This window comes from Hyphomicrobium methylovorum (assembly GCF_013626205.1).
GTDB classification, from domain to species: domain Bacteria; phylum Pseudomonadota; class Alphaproteobacteria; order Rhizobiales; family Hyphomicrobiaceae; genus Hyphomicrobium_B; species Hyphomicrobium_B methylovorum.
This window is the reverse complement of sequence record NZ_QHJE01000001.1, coordinates 1,638,984-1,658,724: the sequence shown is the minus strand read 5'-3', so window position 1 is coordinate 1,658,724 and position 19,741 is coordinate 1,638,984. Positions and strand designations below refer to the sequence as shown.

Sequence of the window (19,741 nt, the reverse complement as noted above, 5' to 3'; positions counted from 1 at the left end):
TTAGCCGCGCGCTCCGAACGGCCAGAACCGCGAGCCGCGTCGAGGAGCTGTGTCGGCGGCGCGAGTGTTGCTCGGCTCGTTCGAAAGGATCGGCTGATTCGGAAGCCAGCTCTCGAAGAACCGGCGCTCGCAATCCGCAATTGTCTTGCCGGTCACGACGCCCAGCGTCTGCCATCCCGTTTGCGACAGCATCCACCGCTTCAGCGAGGACACTTCAAACCCGAGATAGAAGTTGAGCCCCAAAAACAGCAAGCCCGTCACCTGCGGATCGACTTTCCACGCGCTGAGCGCCCACGCGAGCACACCCGCCAAAAAGAAATAGCCGATGGCGAACAGCCAAAGTCCGTTCGCCAGAAAACCGAGTGGCGGACAAATCGCCGTCAGCCACGAAAAGCCGTCTTTGATGAACGCGAGTTCAACGCCGCGATCGACGCGATCGGAACCCGGCGTCAACGGCTCATGAACGGTATAGGTCACCACGGGCTTTGGCTCCTGGAGCGAAGTGTTGTCAGTCTGCGAAACGCGGGCCTAAAGCGAACCCTTTGTCGAAGGAATGCGCCCCGCCTGCCTCGGATCGAGCGAAATGGCCGTCCGAAGTGCCCGGGCCAGCCCCTTATAGCAAGTCTCGGCTATATGGTGATTGTTCTCGCCGTAGAGATTCTCGACGTGCAGCGTAATCCCAGCGTTCTGCGCAAACGCCTGGAACCACTCGCGAAAGAGTTCGGTATCCATTTCCCCGACCTTGTGGCGAGAAAACTCTGCCTTCCAGATCAGAAACGGCCGCCCCGACACGTCGAGCGCGACGCGCGTCAGCGTCTCGTCCATCGGCAAATGGACGTCCGCATACCGCACGATCCCCGCCTTGTCGCCGAGCGCCTGTGCGATCGCTTGCCCGATGACGATGCCGGTATCTTCGGCGGTATGGTGAAAATCGATGTGCAGGTCGCCCTTGGCGCGCAGCGTGATGTCGATCAACGAATGGCGAGCGAGTTGCTCAAGCATATGATCGAGAAAGCCGATACCCGTCTGGATGTCGTAAGCCCCGTTTCCGTCGAGATTAACGGTCGCGGAGATTTCAGTCTCCTTAGTCTTTCGCGTTATCGTCGCCTGGCGCTTCACAAGTCTCTCCGCCTCACGTCACAATTCGTCCTGCCGGGTCGCGCTAAAGCAAGCCCGAACCGGCACCCGAGCATGTATCAGGAACCGTCCCGTCCCGCCAAGCTGGACCTCAAGGCCCGAAAGCCGCACAAACCCGGGAACGACTTGTATCTTGCCCGCAAAACCTTAATTGACCGGCACACATGACCCAAACCAGCCCAAATTCTTCCCACGCCTCCTGGCACGCCACCACGATCCTGACCGTCCGCAAGGGCGGGCGCGTCGTAATCGCGGGCGACGGTCAGGTCAGCCTCGGCCAGACGATCATCAAATCGAACGCCAAAAAGGTCCGCCGCCTCGGCAAGGGTGACGTGATCGGCGGGTTCGCGGGAGCAACCGCCGACGCGTTCACGCTGTTCGAACGCCTCGAAGGCAAGCTCGAGCAATATCCCGGACAGCTCACACGCGCCGCCGTCGAACTCGCGAAGGACTGGCGAACGGACCGTTTCCTGCGCCGCCTCGAAGCCATGATGATCGTTGCCGACGCCAGCACGACGCTTGTCCTGACCGGCACCGGCGACGTGCTCGAACCGGAAAACTATGTCATGGGCATCGGCTCCGGCGGCAACTATGCACTTTCCGCCGCCCGCGCACTCCTGGATCAACCGCTCGACGCCGAAGCGATCGCCAGGAAAGCCATGGCAATCGCCGCTGAAATCTGCGTCTACACGAACACCAGCCTCGTGCTTGAATCGCTGGAATCGAGCGTATCCGACCCAACCCAAGCGTAACCTCAGTCTCCGAACGATATGACGATGGCCCTCCTCGCTCCGTTGCCTCAAGGATGACGATGCCGAACGCTTCAACACCCGGCGCCTCGACGCCCGACGACCTGCAAGCGGCCGTGGACGCAGGGGTTATCGATGCCGCTCAAGCCGAAAAGTTACGCGCCCTGCGCGCGAACAATCCAAACGTCCCGCGTGAGGCAACGCAAATCGGTCCCGACGGTGAGCCGGCGCTCGCCGACGAAGAACGCTTCCGCTTCCTGAATGGCTTCAACGACGTCTTTCTGACGATTGGTGTTCTGCTCGTCGCCGGCGCGTTTCTCTCCGCCGCCGCTCCGGCTTTCTCGCTGAGCATCGTCGCGGTTGCTGCGGTGACGTTCTGGCTCTTGAGTGAATTGCTCGTTCGCCGTCTACGCGCCGTGCTTCCCGGCATGGTCCTCGCGGTCCTGTTCACGGTCTTCGCAGCCGCTGCCGTCGTGATCCAGTATCACGCGCAAATATTTGCCGACGCGAACCGTGACCTCTATTCCGACCTGGTATTCTGGCGAAACCCGACACTGCTGTTCGCGACACCTGCACTGATTGCCGCCACGCTTTACTATGCCCGCTTCCGCCTGCCATTCGCGCTCGCGCTGATCGCCTGCTTTGGTTACTTCGTCTTGAACTGGCTCATCGCCGCCACGACCGGCTGGACGCTACTCGCCTTCGGTTACGGCCTCGCGCTCTTCGCCATCGCGCTTGTCTACGATTCACACGACAAGGAGCGCCGCACGCGCCTCTCCGATTGCGCGTTCTGGCTGCACCTCGTTGCAGCCCCGATGATCGTTTCGCCCGTTCTCGCGATGGTGAAGGAATCGACCAACGGACCAAGCACATCCGGCGCCGTCCTGCTCACCGTTCTAATCCTCGGGCTCATCGCATTGCTGATTGACCGGCGCGCGATCCTGGTATCGTCGCTGTTCGCGTTTACGATCGCCGTTTATGACATTCTGAGCCGAGGCGACATCAGCCAGAGCGCAACTGGAATACCGTCGTCGTTTGTAATGACGCTCGCCTGCGTTGGCGGCTTCGTGCTGCTGCTTGGCGTTTTCTGGCATCCGATCCGGAAGCGCCTCCTCTCCTTGTTTCAATCCACCGGGCTCGCCCGTCATCTCCCACCGGCAAGGCAATGACCAACTTTTCTCCGCGTGAAATCGTATCCGAACTCGATCGCTACATCGTCGGCCAGAACGACGCCAAGCGCGCCGTCGCAATCGCACTCCGCAACCGCTGGCGCCGCCAGCAGTTGACGGGCGATCTGCGTGACGAAGTGCTGCCGAAAAACATTCTGATGATCGGCCCGACTGGCGTCGGCAAAACAGAAATCTCACGACGACTGGCGAAGCTCGCAGGCGCACCGTTTCTCAAGATCGAGGCGACCAAGTTCACCGAAGTCGGCTACGTCGGCCGCGACGTCGAAAGCATCATCCGCGATCTCGTCGAAGTCGGCATCGTGCTCGTCCGTGACATGAAACGAAAAGACGTACGTGCACGCGCCGAGAAGGTCGCCGAAGAACGCGTGATTGATGCGCTGGTCGGCAGCAACGCATCCCCGGCAACGCGCGAAAGCTTCCGCAAAAAGCTGCGCAACAATGAGCTGAACGACAAGGAAATCGACATTCTCGTCGCCGATCAGGCGCCGCAGATCCCGATGTTCGATATGCCGGGCGGCGCGTCGATGGCCTCGATCAACATCGGTGAAATGCTCGGCAAGGCCCTCGGTCAGCGCACCAAGCCGCGCCACGTGACCGTCAAGGACAGCTATGAAATTCTGATCGCAGACGAAAGCGACAAGCTGATCGACAACGAGCAAATCACGGCCGATGCGGTTGCCGCCGTTCAAAACAACGGCATCGTGTTCCTGGATGAACTCGACAAGATCTGCTCGCGCGGCGATGGCACACGCGGCGGCGCAGACGTCTCGCGCGAAGGCGTGCAACGCGACCTGCTTCCTCTCATCGAGGGCACCACCGTCACGACCAAGCACGGCCCCGTCAAAACAGACCACATCCTCTTCATTGCGTCGGGCGCATTTCACGTTGCCAAACCGTCGGACTTGCTCCCCGAACTGCAGGGGCGATTGCCGATCCGCGTCGAGTTAAGCGCTCTCACGCGTGACGACATGAAACGCATTCTCACCGAACCCCAGGCGAGCCTTATCAAGCAGTACATCGCTCTGATGGCGACGGAAGGCTTTACACTCGAGTTCACGCCGGACGCCATCGACGCTTTGGCGGATGCTGCCGTCGAAGTAAATTCAACCGTCGAGAACATCGGAGCGCGCAGGCTGCAAACGATCCTCGAACGCGTGCTGGACGACATCTCGTTCGAGGCGTCAGACAGAACCGGGCAAACCTTGGTTATCGACCGTGCCTACGTCACAGACCGCGTCGGCGCACTGTCGAAAAACGCCGATCTGAGCCGGTTCATCCTCTAATCGTGGGCGCTCCGGGGGCGTCGAGCGCGCCCCCGGCGACCATGCGCCAGCTATTCACAATCCCCGAACGGTTATAGAAGACGCTGGAACCCTGAAATTCCGGACAGCATTAGACCGTCATGACCGCCGCGCCGCTCATCAATCTCGATGCCGTGCCAGCCTCCGCGAAACCCTCGCTGGCGGGGCTGACGCGCGACGGGCTGAAGGCCGCGCTCACCGCCGCGGGCGTGCCTGAAAAGCAGCTTCGCATGCGCGTCGGCCAGCTCTGGAGCTGGATCTATGTTCGCGGCGTCACCGACTTCGATCAGATGACCGACGTGTCGAGAGATCTGCGCGCACACCTCAAGACGGCCTACACGCTCGATCGCCCTGAGATCGTGTCCGAACAGATCTCTATCGACGGTACGCGCAAATGGCTGCTCCGCTTGGCGAAGCGCGGACATGAAGCCCGAGCGCCGGAAATCGAAACTGTCTACATCCCCGAAAGCGGCCGCGGCACGCTTTGCATTTCGAGCCAGATCGGCTGCACGCTCACCTGCTCGTTCTGCCACACCGGAACCCAGCGCCTTGTGCGCAATCTTGATGCGGCCGAGATCGTTGCGCAGATCATGCTGGCGCGCGACCGCATTGGCGATTGGCCGGGCGCGGCAGGCCCTGCCGACGGGCGGCTGCTTCCCAACAGCGACCGCAAGATCACCAACGTCGTTCTGATGGGCATGGGCGAACCGCTCTATAATTTCGACAACGTGCGCGCCGCGATGGAAGTCGCGTCCGACGGCGAAGGGCTGTCGCTGTCGAAGCGGCGCATCACGCTTTCGACGTCTGGCGTCGTTCCCGAAATTCCTCGTTGGGGCGAAGAAGCCGACACGATGCTCGCAATTTCGCTGCACGCCACCAATGACGCGCTGCGCGACGAACTCGTGCCGATCAATCGCAAATACCCGATCGCACAATTGATGGACGCCTGCCGGAATTACCCCGGTCTCTCCAACGCGCGCCGCATCACGTTCGAATACGTCATGCTGAAAGGCGTGAACGACAGCCTGGCCGAAGCCCGCGCGCTCGTGAAGCTGCTCGCAGGCATTCCGGCGAAGATCAACCTGATCCCGTTCAATCCTTGGCCCGCAACACGCTACGAGTGCTCGGACTGGGAAACGATCGAGCGCTTCGCCGAGGTCGTCAATCATGCAGGCTACGCGAGCCCCGTCCGCACACCGCGTGGGCGCGATATTCTCGCAGCTTGCGGTCAGCTACGATCGGAAAGCCTCAAATTGCGTGCAAGCGAACGCCGCGATGCCGATCCGGCCTGAAGGCAACAGTCGATCTGCACTCGCACGACGCTGCCTATATTCCTATTGAGACCGGGCCGAAGCCCCCATTAAATGACCCCGTCTTGGGGTCGCGTGCGTACGGGGGTCGCGGTGTTGAAGTTCCTTGCGGCGTTGGCGCGCGTGCTATTTGGATTCGTGCTTGCCTGCATCGCAGCCGGATTCGTGACGGTTCTGTTCGTCAATACGCCGATCGGCGTTCTGGCCGAGCCGATCGATCGGCTACCTCAAACAGCAAGCGAAATCTTCGATCTCGCTCTTTTGACGGCGACGCACACTGCGCTGTTCGCCTTCGTATTCGTGCTGATCATCGCGGCGATGGCGGAATGGCTCTCGGTGCGCAGCCTACCCTATTATCTGATCGCAGGTGCCGCCATTTCCGCACTCGGCTTTTTCGCCCAGTACTCGAGCGAAGTTTCCGGCCAACCGACCATCCTGAACAACTACGCTTTGAAGACATTCCTGACGTCGGGCTTCTTCGGCGGATTCGTCTATTGGCTCGCCGCTGGTCAATTTGCAGGGCGCGCTCCGCAAGATGCGCGAAACTCGGATCCGGTTGAAATCGTGCCGATCGACTCCAGAACTACGAGCCGCATGGCCGACGCGAGCGATGCTGAAACCAAACCCGTCGTCGCCGATCCTGAGCCCGCAACAGAGCGGACATTCAACTCCGCATCCCTGCTGAATCGCCTCAAGCTTTCACAGCACGCTACGTCTTCGGCCAAGGCCGAAGACGACGAAGAAAGCAGACACGAAGCCGGTGCCGAGCGTCGCGAAGCGACCTGAATTTCGGACGCGCGCTTGGTGCCCTCGCCCAAGAAATTTACAGCGTGCGAACAATTAACCATCTTATCGTTGCTGCGATGCAACAGATCTGCTATGGGTAATTTTTCGGGGGCATCGCTGTGTTCGATTTCGCGCTCCACTTCCGGTTCATGGAAAAGGCAACGGAAGCCTTTTTCGAACTATCGCAAGCCTCTGTCGCGGCGAACCTCGCGTGGCAGAGCAGTCTCCACAATCAGTTTAACTCAGCCTTCGGCACTGGGCCGGTCGCGAGCGCATGGGATATACCCCAACCGCGTCGGCCGGAGCCGGTGCATGTCGCGATCCCGATGGACCCGGCCGGAGCCTGGCAGGCAGCAGCCGACGGCTGCGCGGCCTGGAAATCGTGGTTCGAGGCGTGGGCCGGTCAGCCGGCAAAACCCGCGCTCCCATCGTTCACACCCAATTGGGTTACACCACAGCCCGCAGCGCAAGCATTCTGCGCCAACGACCCGACCGGTCTCACCGCAGCAATGATGGAATGGCAATCGTCCGTCGCAATGGCGATCTGGAACAACACGCCGCGCAGCTTCTACCAAGCGCCGATGATGGCGTTCATGCTGTCGTATGGCGTGCCCTATGCCGTCGCCGCGCCGACCGCCCGAGCCAGCACATCGGCCATGGACGCTGCGGATGCGGCGTGCGCGCAATGGCGATTGATGCTGACGGGCAAGAACGATCCTTCGTCCACCATCCGACAGTTGATGTCACCGATGGGCTGGTCTGTGTCCGTTCACTAGGGACATATCGACCGCTGCGCCCGCAACGGCATCACTGAGCGGCGGCCGGTGCCGCCTCTGAAGCGCCGGTGGTGCCATGCACAGCCGCAGCCTTATTGCCCGAGCCCGATGGCGCGGCCGGTGCAGCTGCCCACGGCAGCACTTCGTCTTTCGCAGCTTTCGCGTGCTTTTTCGCTTCTTTCTTCATGAGAGCCAGTGAGCGACAGCTCGCCTTCGTGTCGTCATTCGCGGCGGTTGTGCCGGTCGTTTTCACGGCGGTCGCATCGACCACCCAGATGCAAAGCTTGTTTTTCCCGCATGCGTCTGCGTCGAGATCCTTGCAGGACTTTGCCGTCTTCTTGGGCTTCGCCGGAGCAATCGCCGCCTTAGGCGCCACGCTCTTTTCGGCGGGCGCTGGTGCTTCTTCTACAGCATGCTGAGGTTCGGCGGCAGGCGCAGGTGCCTCGACCACCGGAGCCGGAGCCTCGGCCTCTGCGGCCGGAGCAGCAGCGGGAGCCTCTTCGACGTCGGGTGCCGCCGATGCGCCGGACGTATCTTCCGCAACAGAAGCTGGCGCCGCCGGTTCCGCGTATTCGACTTCGTGCGTCTCTGCCGCCTCGGCAGGAGCTTCAGCAGGCGTATCCATCGGAACAGTTACGGTGATTTCCTCGGCCATCGCCGGAAACACCGCGACAGCGCCTGCCAGAAGGAACGCTGAAAGAAATCCGATATTTCTCGACACGATTCACCCCGCAGAATTATTCCCGTCCGTTTATCACCTCAAATTGAGCAGAGACACGAAAAATCGAGCTTTTCCGCGCCTTTTTGCCTTTCGCAATATGTGCGGTGCAATACGATCCGCTAAATACCGGGCGGAAAATGAATATAGTCAGTCGGGCACGACGTTTGCCCGGCCAATTAGGCGGCGGCGCGCGCGGCCCAGGCAATGGCTTGGTCCAAACGGTCATCGCCCCAAAAGAGCTCGTTGTCGTCCGTCGTGAAACTCGGCGCCCCGAAAATACCCCGAGCCTGAGCGTCTTCGGTGTTTGACCGCAGCGCCCCCTTCACATCGTCTCCGAGGCTCTCGGCCCAAACGCTTTCCACCGGAAGCTGCGCAGCGGCAAGGCAACCCCGCAACACATCATCGTTGCCAATATCCAAGCCACGCCCGAACGCAGCCCCATAGACGGCGCGCGAAAAGTCCGCCGTGCCATCCCAATGCGAAGCCGCGATTGCAAGCCGCGCCGCTTTTAACCCATTCGCGGGAAAGACCGGCGGCATTTGAAACTCGAGCCCACGCGCGGCCGCAACGCGTTCGATATCCCGAACCATGTAGCGGCCCTTGAGCGGGTAGATATTGAAAGGCGACGTCGTCCACCCCTGCGATTTGAATATCGGCCCGAGCAGAAATGGCCGCCAGACAACGCGAACGCCACTGCGTTTCGCCACCGCCTCGATCCGCATCGCGGCGAGATAGCTATAAGTCGAAGCAAATTCATACCAGAACTGAACCGTGGGCTGCATTTGACCCTCATAATCCTGTCATGCATCTGTCTTAACGGCTGAGCCGTGTCGCGTTGCCGCTTTCGAGACTCTTGCGAGGCGCGGCTCTCTCCCTATAGTGCCGCGCGTTTCCCTTAAGCCATTCGCGAAAGTCAGATCACCTATGAGCGCCGCCTCCAAATCCGTAAAGAAAGTCGTTCTCGCCTATTCGGGCGGCCTCGATACGTCGATTATTCTGAAATGGCTGCAGGAAACCTACGGCGCCGAAGTCGTAACCTTCACGGCCGATCTTGGTCAGGGCGAAGAACTTGCCCCCGCCCGGGAAAAGGCCCTGATGCTCGGCATCAAGGAAGAGAACATCTTCATCGAAGACCTGCGCGAGGAATTCGTTCGTGACTACGTGTTCCCGATGTTCCGCGCCAACGCCGTCTACGAGGGCGTCTACCTTCTCGGCACCTCGATCGCCCGGCCGCTGATCTCGAAAAAGCAGATTGAGATCGCCCGCAAGGTTGGCGCCGATGCCGTCTGTCACGGCGCGACCGGCAAGGGCAACGACCAGGTTCGTTTCGAACTCGGCTACTATGCGCTGGAGCCGGGCATCAAGATTATTGCCCCCTGGCGCGAATGGACGTTCAAGGGTCGCGATGACCTGCTGGACTTCGCACGCCGCAATCAGATTCCCGTTGCCAAGGACAAGGAAGGCGAAGCGCCGTTCTCGGTTGACGCCAACCTGCTGCACTCCTCCTCCGAGGGCAAAGTGCTGGAAGACCCGGCCAAGAAAGCGCCCGAGATCGTCTATCAGCGCACCATCTCGCCGATGGACGCTCCCGACAAGGTGACGACGATCCGCATCGGCTTCTCGAAGGGCGATGCCGTCTCTATCGACGGCAAGAAGCTCTCGCCCGCGACTTTGTTGAAGGCCCTGAATGACCTCGGCCGCGACAACGGCATCGGCCGCCTCGACCTCGTCGAAAACCGCTTCGTCGGCATGAAATCTCGCGGCGTGTATGAAACCCCCGGCGGCACGATCCTTTTGACGGCGCACCGCGCCATCGAGTCCGTCACGCTCGACCGTGGCGCGGCCCATCTCAAGGACGAGATCATGCCGCGCTACGCCGAGCTGATTTACAATGGCTTCTGGTTCGCCCCCGAGCGCGAGATGCTTCAAGCCCTCATCGACAAGAGCCAGGAGCATGTCGAAGGCGAAGTTACCCTCGAACTCTACAAGGGCAACGTCATCGTCACCGGCCGCGAAAGTCCGAAATCCCTTTATGCGCCAACGCTCGTCACGTTCGAGGACGACAAGGGCGCCTACGACCAGAAGGACGCCCAGGGCTTCATCAAGCTCAATGCGCTCCGCCTGAGGACGCTGGGAAAACGCGATCGTTGATCGTCTCTATGCGTCACAAATTAGTCGCGCGAGAATAATTGCGTAACCGGTTGCAATCGTTACGCGCGTAATGAAGAGTGTGCGTCTTCCTATTGGAGACGCACAAACCCTAATGGTGCACGAAACACCGCTAGTCGCTACAATTGTCGCCGGATTGAGCCTCGCGTTCATTTTCGGGGCTATCGCTCAGCGGCTTCGTGCATCTCCACTGGTCGGATACCTGCTCGCAGGCGTCGTCCTGGGGCCAAGAACCCCCGGCTTCGTTGCCGACCAGGCCATCGCGTCAGAGTTGGCCGAAGTCGGCATCATCCTTCTGATGTTTGGCGTCGGCCTGCATTTTTCGCTGCAGGAGCTTTGGTCGGTCCGCAAAATCGCGATCCCCGGCGCCATCGTTCAAATCTGCGTCGCCACCATTCTTGGCGTCCTACTTTCGTACTTCATCGGCTGGGACCCGGGCGCTGGCTTCGTGCTTGGCCTCTCGCTCTCTTGCGCCAGCACAGTCGTTCTGCTGCGCGCGATGCAGGCCCGGCGCCTGCTCAACACCGACCGCGGTCGCATTGCCGTCGGCTGGCTGATCGTCGAAGACCTCGTCATGGTTCTGACGCTGGTCCTTCTGCCCGCGATCGTCGGCCTGCTCGGCGCTGGAAAATCTGCCGGAAAGATGCCCCAGAGCGACGTCCTGATGACGTTCGCATTCACGATGGCTCAGATCGTGACGTTCTTTATCGCGATGCTGTTTATCGGCCGTCGCGTCATCCCCTGGATCCTCCACTACGCCGCGCACACGGGATCCCGCGAGTTGTTCCGCCTCGCCGTGTTGGCCATCGCGCTCGGAACGGCGTTCGTGTCGGCTCACCTGTTCGGCGTGTCGTTTGCGCTTGGTGCGTTCTTCGCCGGCATGATCCTGAGTGAATCGACGCTCAGTCAGCAGGCCGCCACCGAGACGCTGCCTCTGCGCGACGCGTTTGCCGTGCTCTTCTTCATATCCGTCGGCATGCTGTTCGACCCCGCGATCCTGGTGCGCGAACCTCTCATCGTGCTCGCGACGCTAGGGATCATCCTGTTCGGCAAATCGATAGCGGCCTTCGCCATTGTGCGCATTTTCGGCTACAGCACGATGACGGCGCTGACGATCTCCGTCAGTCTGGCGCAGATCGGCGAGTTCTCATTTATCCTCGCAGGCCTTGGCACCGCGCTCGGTGTCTTGCCGGATCTCGGCCGCGAGTTGATTCTCGCCGGTGCGCTCGTGTCGATCATGTTGAACCCGTTCCTGTTCCATGCACTCGATCGCTATCAAGCCTACAGGGCCAAGCACGCGCCGCCCGAACTCGCGGCGCCCGAGCCGGACGATCCGGTCGTCAAAATCGATAAGTCGACGCTGACCGGGCATGCGGTTTTGGTTGGTTACGACCGGGTTGGTCATCGCATCGGCGACGCACTCGAAAGTCGCGGCATAGCGCTTTACGTCATCGACGAAAACGACGGCGCCGTTGCCAAGCTCAACGAGCGCAACGTCGAAGCCGTGGCTGGAAACGGCGTCGAACTGCTGCAGTATTCCAACATCGAGCAGGCAAGGTGGCTGCTGGTGGCAGTGCCCGACGGCTTCGAAGGCGGCCAGATCGTGGCTCAGGCGCGAGCCGCCAATCCGACGCTGCCGATCATCGCCCGCGGCCGCTCCGACGACGAGGTCGACCATCTGACGGCCTGTGGCGCAACTCATGTGGTCCAGGGACCGCAGGAAATCGCTGACGCAATGGTCGTCATGGTAACCTGATAATAAATGCCTTGAGCCGTTGGGCTTGACACCTCGCGCGCGGTCCACGACATGCGGTCACGCGGCACCAGGCGGCGCGCGTTGCGCCGTGCTACGCCCACCAAAAGCCGAAGACCCGCTGAAGTCATGGAGACTGCATTGTCCAGCGCCGCCGTCACGACCCCCGCCGAATGGGCGCCGCAGAAAGCAATCTGGACGGCATGGCCCGCGAACGCCGACGAATGGAACGGCGACCTCGAAACGCCGCGGCGTGACGTGGCGGCCCTCGTACGCGCGCTCAGCGTGGCAGGCAATAAAGTTCGCATCCTCGCCAACGGCCCTGAGGCCGAGGCGACTGCACACGCCGCGTTCTCAACCGACATCGCCGAAGTCATCCCGGCCAAGTACGGCGACATCTGGCTACGCGATACGGGTCCGATTTTCGCGCACGACGGCGCAGCGCCCGTCGCCCTCCGTTTTGCGACCAATAGCTGGGGTGGCAAATACGATTTGCCGGACGACGCGACCGTGGGCGACGACATCGCTCGCTTAGCGAAAACGAACGTCCGCCGCTTTCCGTTCGTGCTCGAAGGCGGCGCGGTCGATCATGACGGCCAGGGCACCATTCTAACGACGCGACAGACGCTGCTGAATCCCAATCGCAACGGATGGTCCAACGCGGACGCGGAAGCGGCCCTCACCGAAGCCTTTGGTGCGAAAAAGATCATCTGGATCGACGAAGGACTTCAGAACGACCACACCGATGGTCACATCGATAACATCGCCCGCTTCGTCGCTCCGGGTCGCGTTGTCTGCCAGGCGCCCGCCGGTCCCGATGACCCCAACGCTGCGACGCTCGACGCGATCGCTGCAACACTTGAACGCGAAACCGATGCAACCGGCCGCAAGCTCGAAGTCGTGCGCATTCCGGGCGTCGGACTTTACCGCAATGCTTTGGGCGACATCTCACCGGCCTCGCATATGAATTTCGTCATCGCCAATGGCGTCGTCGTCGTTCCAATCTATGGCACCGAAACGGAAGCCGCAGCGCTTCAAGCACTGCAAACCGTCTTCACCACCCGCGCCGTCGTCGGAGTATCTTCGCGCGGCCTTCTTGGATGCGGCACAGCGGGCGGCGGATCTTTTCATTGCATCACCCAGCAGGAGCCGGCCTGATGTCGAAGCGGACTCGTGAGATCACCGTCGGAGCGATTCAAACCTCCTACGGACATGATCTCGAAGCCAACATCGCCAAGACCGAGCGCCTCGTTCGCGACGCTGCGAAGAAGGGCGCGCAAGTCATTCTGCCGTCGGAACTGTTCCAGGGCATCTACTTCTGCACGCGCCAGGATCCGAAATGGTTCGCAACGGCTCACGCGGCCGCCGAGCATCCCTGCGTCCTGAGATTCAAGGATCTCGCCAAAGAACTCGGCGTCGTCATTCCGATCTCGTTCTTCGAGAAGGACGGCCCGCGTTATTACAACAGCATCGCAATTGCCGACGCTGACGGCACGATCCTTGGCATCTATCGCAAAAGCCATATTCCTGATGGCCCGGGCTACCAGGAGAAATATTACTTCCGTCCTGGCGATACCGGCTTCAAAGCCTGGACGACGAAGCATGGACGGATCGGCGTCGGCATCTGCTGGGACCAGTGGTACCCGGAATGCGCACGCGCAATGGTGCTCGAAGGCGCGGAAATTCTGTTCTATCCAACCGCGATCGGATCGGAGCCTTACGACTCGACACTCGATACCCATCTGCAATGGCAGCGCGCCATGCAGGGCCACGCTGTTTCAAACGCAATTCCGGTCGTTGCAGCCAACCGCCTCGGCGAGGAAGACAACGACGGCGCGCGTCAGAAATTCTACGGCCACTCGTTCATCGTCGATCACACAGGCGAAGTTGTTGAGTCGCTCGGCGCGACCGACGAAGGCACTCTCGCGCACACCTTCAATCTCGATGAGATTGCGAACTACCGCGCCGACTGGGGTTTCTTCCGCGATCGCCGCACAGACCTCTACGCAAAAAGCATCATCTAGGATCTGATGGAAAACTCAGGAGCCAATTCGCGAATTCTTTGCTAGCCTGCCGTTCACAACTGATGAGACCTGGAGTCCCCCATGAAGATCAGCGCACGAAACGTCCTCAAAGGCACAATCGTCGACGTCGTCAAAGGAACGACGACGGCTCACGTCCGCATTGATGTTGGCGGCGCAATCGTAACCGCGTCGATCACCAATGAATCGGTTGATGACCTCGGCTTGAAGAAGGGCCAGACCGCCTCTGCTATCATCAAGTCGTCGGACGTTATGGTTGCGATCGACTGATGAAACACAATACCGTTTGCGCGCGGATCATCTGCGCAGGTTTGTTCGCCCTTCCGCTCAGCGTCGGCACGTTTGCTGCCGAGCCGGGCGGCTGCGCGTCATTTGCCTGGCCCGTTACAACGGAAATCGAATGGTTGAAGGCGTCCGACGCCGAGCCCGCCGCGTCCGGTGCCACGCTTGCCACCTTGCCGGGCAAAGCCATCGCGCTGAGCCTCGTGCCAATTGCAAAGGCGGGCTTAACAGCGGCGGATTCCGACAAAGCCAAGGACGCGCCAGCGGACGCCTTGGGCGGTGTCGTGCATTTTGCAGGCCTGTCAGACGCAGCCACGTATCAAATCTCGCTGCCGAAGAAGGGCTGGATCAACGTCGTCCAGAACGGCAAAGCGCTTAAGTCGTCGTCTTCACTCAGGCAAAACCGATTGTGAGGGCCTGCGAAAGAGTGTCCGCTTTGAGATTGCGCCCGGCCCCTTCGCGGTCGAATTGAGTGGCTTCGGCGAAGACGCGATCAAGTTCACGATCCGCCGCGCCGAGTAGCGGAGGATCGAATTTGATCCCGGATCGGGCCGGAGTTCAGGCCTTCAGGCCGCGGAGGGTTGCTCTGCGGCCATAACGCGGCCTTGAAACGTCCGTCAAACTTGACCCGACGCCCCCGCTCCCCTCGCGAGAGGGCTAAGGTGCGCCATCACGGCCAATCTCGATGGCATCCCCAACGGCGAACCCATGACCCGCGTTTCCGTAAACCGCACGCTGACGCGCCTTTACTGGCTGCTGGCGATCGTATTGATACTTTTGCTCGCGTCGAAGTTCGCCGAAGACGTCCCCGGCCTGCCGCCGTTCGTCATTTCCGCAGCCAACAAAATCTACGACTTCATGCGCGATATGTCGTTGCTGATTGCCACCGGCGGCGTCGCCTACATTTCCAACATTTTCCAGAAGCGCTCGAAGTTCGTCGAAAGCCTCGAAGAGGAATGGCGCAACATCGTCCGCACCAAATCGCTGCTGCTCAGCACCTGCGAGAAGCCTTATCTCGCGACCGATGACTATCTCGCGGCCTTCTACAAGGTCAGCGAAACCATCGACACGATGCGCATCGTCTACCGCAACGCGGGCGAAACCGGCGGCCTGATCGGCCTCTACCCCTATGCCCCGCTGCACGACATGCGCCGGGCGCTTGAAACGCTCGATCCGCGCCGCACGGCGGGCGAAGTGACGATCGAGCAAAAGACCCTCGTCCGCGACGCGATCCTCCAGGCGTTCTATGCCCTGCGCGAAACGTTCCTCGAAGAACTGGACCTCGAAGAGCCAAACCACCCTCTGCTGATTTCGGGAGCACGGCGCCTGAAGACCGCTGGGGCGGACGTGTCCGCTCGCGTGATGGAAGAAAACCAGCGCCGCCGCTTGGAGCGCGATCCGACGTCCAGACCGGACTTGGACACCTTTTTGAACGGACTTCGGGCCAACGAGCAGGATGAGCGCCCCCGGAGCTGACCCTGCGACAGATACGCCGCAGGGCGCGTCTCGCACGCGCGCCTAGCCGCGCACCCATTGGCTGTGCTAGTTGCCAACCCTTATTGCGCCGCAGCAGCTGGCGCTTCTGAATTCGGGATAAAGATGGCAGCCCTTCGCAACATCGCGATCATTGCACACGTCGACCATGGCAAAACGACACTCGTCGACGAACTTCTGAAACAGTCCGGCTCCTTCCGCGAGAATCAGAAGGTCGCGGAACGGGCCATGGACTCCAACGACATCGAGCGCGAGCGCGGCATTACCATTCTCGCCAAGTGCACGAGCGTCGAGTGGAAAGGCACGCACATCAACATCGTTGATACGCCGGGCCACGCCGACTTCGGCGGCGAGGTCGAACGCATCCTCAACATGGTCGACGGCGTCATCGTTCTGGTCGACGCTTCGGAAGGCCCGCTTCCGCAGACGAAATTCGTCGTCTCCAAAGCGCTGAAGCGCGGTCTCCGCCCGATCGTCGCCATCAACAAGATCGACCGCCCCGACGAGCGCCACCTCGACGTGCTCAATGAAGTCTTCGACCTGTTCGCCAATCTCGACGCCACCGACGAGCAGCTCGACTTTCCCATTCTCTACGGATCCGGCCGCAACGGCTGGATGGCGCGCGATCCTTCGGGTCCGCAAGAAAACCTCGCGCCGATGTTCGATCTCATCCTCGATCACGTGCCGCCGCCGGCAGTCGACGACGGTCCGTTCCGCATGCTTGCGACGACCCTCGACGCCGACCCGTTCCTCGGTCGAATTCTGACCGGCCGCGTCACATCGGGAACCGTCAAGCCGAACCAATCTCTCAAAGCCCTCGATCGCGACGGCAACGTGCTTGAGCAGTTCCGCGTGCAAAAAGTGCTTGCGTTTCGCGGCTTGGAAAGAAGTCCGGTCGAATCCGCTGGCGCTGGAGACATCATCGCACTGGCCGGAATGAGCTTGGCGAACGTCGCCGATACGTTGTGCGATCCTTCTGTCGAAGAGCCGCTTCCCGCGCAGCCCGTCGATCCGCCGACGCTGTCGATGAACTTCCGCATCAACGACGGCCCCTTTGCCGGTCAGGAAGGCGACAAGGTTCAGAGCCGCGTGATCCGCGACCGCTTGCTGAAGGAAGCTGAGCGCAACATCGCCATCCGCGTTGTTGAAAATGAAGACAAGGACAGCTTCACCGTCTCCGGCCGCGGCGAGCTTCAGCTTGCAATTCTGCTTGAGAACATGCGCCGCGAAGGCTTCGAGCTGACGGTCTCGCGACCCAAGGTCGTGTTTGAAATCGATCCCGAATCCGGGCAGCGCCTCGAACCCATCGAAGAAGTCATCGTCGACGTCGACGACGGATATACCGGCGTCGTCGTATCGAAGCTCTCCGAGCGCAAAGGCGACTTGCTGGAAATGCGCCCGTCAGGCGGCGGACGCACGCGCATGGTGCTTCATGTTCCGACGCGCGGCCTGCTTGGCTATCAGGCAGAGCTGCTGTCGGACACGCGCGGCACTGGCATCATGAACAAGCTCTTTCACGCCTACAAACCGTTCAAAGGCGACATCGCCGGACGCCGCACAGGCGTGCTTATTTCGAACGGAACAGGCGAAGCAGTTGCTTACGCGATCTTCAATTTGCAGGACCGCGGCCCCTTCATGGTCAGCCCGCAAGATCGCGTCTACGAAGGTATGATCGTCGGCGAGCACTCGCGCGAGAATGATCTCGAGGTCAACGTTCTCAAAGGCAAGAAGCTCACGAACGTCCGCGCTTCCGGCAAAGACGATGCTGTGTTGCTGACACCGCCGATGCGCCTCACGCTTGAAAAGGCAATGAGCTACATCACCGACGAAGAGTTGGTGGAGATCACGCCGAAATCGATCCGCCTGCGGAAGCGTTGGCTCGATCCCAATGAGCGCAAACGTCAAGAACGCAAACGTGAAACGGAACGCGGCGCAGCTTAATGCGCCGCCGTGCCTCATGAGTGAGTCTCGCTAGGGAACTTATAGAAACACGTCGGGAACTTGTTCCCGCTCCATGTGTTAAACTTCGAACCCTACCGAAGGAGACCTCCATGAACCGTTCTGCAATTGCAGCTTGTGCTTTGTTCGCTCTGTCTGCCCCTGCGTTCGCAGACACACCACTCAGCGATGAGGAAGCGAAAAGCGCAACCGCAGCGGCTGCAGCCTGGGGCTGCGAAGGCGGCAAGTGGGAAAAGGAAACCGAAGGCACCGGCGTGTATGAACTTGACGACGCCAAGTGCAAGGACGGCCGCAACTACGACCTGAAGTTCGACAAGGACTTCAAGTTGATCGTCCTCTCGGCTGACTAATCTCTCCGACAGTCATTTTCGCGGGCGGTCCCAATCGGGCCGCCCGTTTTGTATCGCGTCCAGCCACTCTCTGGATTTGACTTCTCCGGGCTGCTTTGTTTCTCTTTTGACAATCCAACTGAATCGGCCGCTGGGCCATTGCCCGGCGAGCGCCCAAGGCCAGCTCCGCTTCCATGACCCAATTTTCCGGATGGTAGCGTGATCGCTTGGCCAAAAGACGTGACGCCCACTCCCGCATTCGAGCGCGCGGCGGCTTTTCTTGAAGAGCGCGGCGGCGGCAATCTATTCGTGACGGGACGCGCGGGCACCGGCAAATCAACCCTGCTGAAAGCGCTCCGCGACGCCTATGCCGAACGCATGGTTGTTCTGGCGCCGACCGGTCTCGCCGCGATCAACATCGGCGGACAGACGATCCATTCGTTTTTCGGATTTCCACCGCGTCTCGTGCAGGAAAGCGACATTCGCCGGAGCCGCAACGGCCGCGTGATGCGCAAACTCGAATACCTCGTCATCGACGAAGCATCGATGGTCCGCTCCGACCTGATGTGGGCAATCGACAAAGCACTGAGAGTAAATCGCGGACGCGCGCGCGAACCGTTCGGCGGCGTGCGAATGCTGCTATTTGCCGATCTGCATCAACTGCCGCCTGTCGTGCAGGAACCCGAAGTCCTGACGCACCTGATCGAAACCCATGGCAGTCCCTTTTTCTTTCGCGTGCCCGCTCTGCAGGAAGGACCTGGCACGGCACTGCTGGAACTCGAACAGATCTTCCGCCAGACGGATTCAAGCCTGATCCGTGTCCTTAACGCCGTCCGTGACGGCAACGTCAGCGACGAAGATCTCGCTTTCATCAACAAACGCGTCAGCCCGATCCGAACGCTTTCGGAAGGCGAACCTTATGTCATCCTGACCACCACCAACGCCGCCGCGCGCCGCATCAACAGCCGCTATCTCGCAGCCCTCGAAGGGCCCGTCCAGCGTTTCGACGCGACGGTAACCGGCGACTTTTCAACCACCGTCGAACCGGCCGAAACAGCACTTGAACTCAAGCCCGGCGCCAAAGTGATGTTGCTGCGGAACGATCCCGACAAGCGTTGGGTGAACGGAACGATTGCCCGCATTTCTCGCCTCACACACAATCAGGTGTTCGTTGAGATTGGTGACCGCGAGCATGAGGTCGAACCCGCCGCGTGGGAACATCGGCGTTACGCCTTCGACCAAGCGTCGGAAAAAATTGTCGAGACGGTCGCCGGCACCTTCAAGCAGTTTCCGCTGCGCCTCGCTTGGGCTCTCACGATTCACAAGGCGCAGGGGCTGACGCTCGACAAGGTCTATGTTGATCTGGGCGGGGGAACCTTCGCGCATGGCCAGACTTATGTAGCTTTGTCGCGGTGCCGGACCCTCGAAGGCCTCGCTCTGGCCCGTCCGCTAACCCGCCGCGACGTCATGTTCGATCCAGAGGCACTTGGGTATCGTGATGTATTTCCGAGACTTGCAGCTGCACATTGAGTCGCAGACTCCGTTTCGCAAATGCGAAGCGTGGGGTAGGGACAAACCTGCCCAGAAGAGTTAATATAGGACTATAGTCGAGACATAATGTCTTAAAAATCGGCTTCCGCAGACCGCTTTTTGGAAGGCACCGCAAAAAACATATTGCGCTGCACAACGGACTGAGCTATATCACGGGCATGGTTTCGCCGCAGGGCGTCCACCCGCAGCATT

At 60.6% G+C, this 19,741-nt stretch carries 20 protein-coding genes; 16 read left to right on the top strand and 4 right to left on the bottom strand.

Translation table 11 applies throughout. From position 1 onward, the window contains the following. Positions 1-477 carry a DUF2628 domain-containing protein gene (locus tag DLM45_RS08105; RefSeq protein WP_343062261.1) on the bottom strand — a complete coding sequence of 159 codons (477 nt, stop codon included), beginning with the start codon at positions 475-477 and terminating at the stop codon, positions 1-3. A gap of 51 nt (positions 478-528) precedes the next feature. Then, positions 529-1,119: an imidazoleglycerol-phosphate dehydratase HisB gene (gene hisB, locus DLM45_RS08100; RefSeq protein ID WP_181336646.1), complete on the bottom strand. Its 591-nt coding sequence runs from the start codon at positions 1,117-1,119 to the stop codon at positions 529-531. 182 nt (positions 1,120-1,301) lie between these two features. On the opposite strand from hisB, the gene hslV reads away from it, so the two are divergent. The 6 genes from hslV to DLM45_RS08070 all read left to right on the top strand — a co-directional run bounded on the left by hslV (position 1,302) and on the right by DLM45_RS08070 (position 7,249). Then, entirely contained in the window at positions 1,302-1,889 is a 588-nt protein-coding gene (hslV, locus tag DLM45_RS08095) for an ATP-dependent protease subunit HslV (protein WP_181336645.1), read from the top strand. A gap of 59 nt (positions 1,890-1,948) precedes the next feature. Further along, a complete protein-coding gene (locus DLM45_RS08090; protein ID WP_181336644.1) occupies positions 1,949-3,055 on the top strand; it encodes a hypothetical protein in 1,107 nt (368 codons plus the stop codon). Then, positions 3,052-4,359: an ATP-dependent protease ATPase subunit HslU gene (hslU, locus tag DLM45_RS08085; protein ID WP_181336643.1), complete on the top strand. Its 1,308-nt coding sequence runs from the start codon at positions 3,052-3,054 to the stop codon at positions 4,357-4,359. Before DLM45_RS08090 ends, hslU begins: the two co-directional genes overlap by 4 nt. 119 nt (positions 4,360-4,478) lie before the next feature. Then, positions 4,479-5,669: a dual-specificity RNA methyltransferase RlmN gene (rlmN, locus tag DLM45_RS08080; RefSeq protein WP_181336642.1), complete on the top strand. Its 1,191-nt coding sequence runs from the start codon at positions 4,479-4,481 to the stop codon at positions 5,667-5,669. Positions 5,670-5,741: 72 nt separating this feature from the next. Beyond that, positions 5,742-6,473: a hypothetical protein gene (locus DLM45_RS08075; protein ID WP_246317232.1), complete on the top strand. Its 732-nt coding sequence runs from the start codon at positions 5,742-5,744 to the stop codon at positions 6,471-6,473. A gap of 119 nt (positions 6,474-6,592) precedes the next feature. Beyond that, a complete protein-coding gene (locus DLM45_RS08070; protein ID WP_181336641.1) occupies positions 6,593-7,249 on the top strand; it encodes a hypothetical protein in 657 nt (218 codons plus the stop codon). 31 nt (positions 7,250-7,280) lie between these two features. Here the strand turns inward: DLM45_RS08070 and DLM45_RS08065 are convergent, their stop codons facing one another. Continuing rightward, complete coding sequence (locus DLM45_RS08065; RefSeq protein ID WP_181336640.1) at positions 7,281-7,970, bottom strand: hypothetical protein; 690 nt, start codon at positions 7,968-7,970, stop codon at positions 7,281-7,283. A 176-nt stretch (positions 7,971-8,146) separates the two neighbouring features. After that, a complete protein-coding gene (locus DLM45_RS08060; RefSeq protein WP_181336639.1) occupies positions 8,147-8,752 on the bottom strand; it encodes a 2-hydroxychromene-2-carboxylate isomerase in 606 nt (201 codons plus the stop codon). A gap of 142 nt (positions 8,753-8,894) precedes the next feature. Here DLM45_RS08060 and DLM45_RS08055 point away from each other — a divergent pair, with 142 nt between their 5' ends. The 10 genes from DLM45_RS08055 to DLM45_RS16670 all read left to right on the top strand — a co-directional run bounded on the left by DLM45_RS08055 (position 8,895) and on the right by DLM45_RS16670 (position 19,528). After that, on the top strand, positions 8,895-10,121 hold the full coding sequence (locus DLM45_RS08055; RefSeq protein ID WP_181336638.1) for an argininosuccinate synthase: 1,227 nt from the start codon (positions 8,895-8,897) through the stop codon (positions 10,119-10,121). Positions 10,122-10,233: 112 nt separating this feature from the next. Then, positions 10,234-11,895, top strand: coding sequence for a YbaL family putative K(+) efflux transporter (gene ybaL / locus DLM45_RS08050; RefSeq protein ID WP_181336637.1), 1,662 nt, complete (start codon positions 10,234-10,236; stop codon positions 11,893-11,895). 138 nt (positions 11,896-12,033) lie between these two features. Continuing rightward, complete coding sequence (locus DLM45_RS08045) at positions 12,034-13,050, top strand: agmatine deiminase family protein (RefSeq protein ID WP_246317230.1); 1,017 nt, start codon at positions 12,034-12,036, stop codon at positions 13,048-13,050. Beyond that, positions 13,050-13,916 carry an N-carbamoylputrescine amidase gene (gene aguB, locus DLM45_RS08040; RefSeq protein WP_181336635.1) on the top strand — a complete coding sequence of 289 codons (867 nt, stop codon included), beginning with the start codon at positions 13,050-13,052 and terminating at the stop codon, positions 13,914-13,916. Before DLM45_RS08045 ends, aguB begins: the two co-directional genes overlap by 1 nt. 81 nt (positions 13,917-13,997) lie before the next feature. Next, complete coding sequence (locus DLM45_RS08035; RefSeq protein ID WP_181336634.1) at positions 13,998-14,204, top strand: TOBE domain-containing protein; 207 nt, start codon at positions 13,998-14,000, stop codon at positions 14,202-14,204. Then, entirely contained in the window at positions 14,204-14,629 is a 426-nt protein-coding gene (locus DLM45_RS08030) for a hypothetical protein (protein ID WP_246317229.1), read from the top strand. Before DLM45_RS08035 ends, DLM45_RS08030 begins: the two co-directional genes overlap by 1 nt. A 295-nt stretch (positions 14,630-14,924) precedes the next feature. Beyond that, on the top strand, positions 14,925-15,692 hold the full coding sequence (locus tag DLM45_RS08025; protein ID WP_181336633.1) for a hypothetical protein: 768 nt from the start codon (positions 14,925-14,927) through the stop codon (positions 15,690-15,692). A gap of 123 nt (positions 15,693-15,815) precedes the next feature. After that, entirely contained in the window at positions 15,816-17,651 is a 1,836-nt protein-coding gene (typA, locus tag DLM45_RS08020; protein ID WP_181336632.1) for a translational GTPase TypA, read from the top strand. Between the two features lie 110 nt (positions 17,652-17,761). Beyond that, a complete protein-coding gene (locus DLM45_RS08015) occupies positions 17,762-18,019 on the top strand; it encodes a PepSY domain-containing protein (RefSeq protein ID WP_181336631.1) in 258 nt (85 codons plus the stop codon). 198 nt (positions 18,020-18,217) lie between these two features. Further along, on the top strand, positions 18,218-19,528 hold the full coding sequence (locus DLM45_RS16670; protein WP_181336630.1) for an AAA family ATPase: 1,311 nt from the start codon (positions 18,218-18,220) through the stop codon (positions 19,526-19,528). Positions 19,529-19,741: the final 213 nt, after the last annotated feature.

What these genes read in the sequence shown, in the direction of transcription:
- rlmN (WP_181336642.1), top strand. Translation starts at nt 4,479, where the DNA reads ATGACCGCCGCGCCGCTCATCAATCTCGATGCCGTGCCAGCCTCCGCG.
- ybaL (WP_181336637.1), top strand. Translation starts at nt 10,234, where the DNA reads ATGGTGCACGAAACACCGCTAGTCGCTACAATTGTCGCCGGATTGAGC.
- hslV (WP_181336645.1), top strand. Translation starts at nt 1,302, where the DNA reads ATGACCCAAACCAGCCCAAATTCTTCCCACGCCTCCTGGCACGCCACC.
- DLM45_RS08075 (WP_246317232.1), top strand. Translation starts at nt 5,742, where the DNA reads ATGACCCCGTCTTGGGGTCGCGTGCGTACGGGGGTCGCGGTGTTGAAG.
- DLM45_RS08035 (WP_181336634.1), top strand. Translation starts at nt 13,998, where the DNA reads ATGAAGATCAGCGCACGAAACGTCCTCAAAGGCACAATCGTCGACGTC.
- DLM45_RS08030 (WP_246317229.1), top strand. Translation starts at nt 14,204, where the DNA reads ATGAAACACAATACCGTTTGCGCGCGGATCATCTGCGCAGGTTTGTTC.
- typA (WP_181336632.1), top strand. Translation starts at nt 15,816, where the DNA reads ATGGCAGCCCTTCGCAACATCGCGATCATTGCACACGTCGACCATGGC.
- hslU (WP_181336643.1), top strand. Translation starts at nt 3,052, where the DNA reads ATGACCAACTTTTCTCCGCGTGAAATCGTATCCGAACTCGATCGCTAC.
- DLM45_RS08090 (WP_181336644.1), top strand. Translation starts at nt 1,949, where the DNA reads ATGCCGAACGCTTCAACACCCGGCGCCTCGACGCCCGACGACCTGCAA.
- DLM45_RS08025 (WP_181336633.1), top strand. Translation starts at nt 14,925, where the DNA reads ATGACCCGCGTTTCCGTAAACCGCACGCTGACGCGCCTTTACTGGCTG.
- DLM45_RS08055 (WP_181336638.1), top strand. Translation starts at nt 8,895, where the DNA reads ATGAGCGCCGCCTCCAAATCCGTAAAGAAAGTCGTTCTCGCCTATTCG.
- DLM45_RS08015 (WP_181336631.1), top strand. Translation starts at nt 17,762, where the DNA reads ATGAACCGTTCTGCAATTGCAGCTTGTGCTTTGTTCGCTCTGTCTGCC.
- aguB (WP_181336635.1), top strand. Translation starts at nt 13,050, where the DNA reads ATGTCGAAGCGGACTCGTGAGATCACCGTCGGAGCGATTCAAACCTCC.
- DLM45_RS08060 (WP_181336639.1), bottom strand. Translation starts at nt 8,752, where the DNA reads ATGCAGCCCACGGTTCAGTTCTGGTATGAATTTGCTTCGACTTATAGC.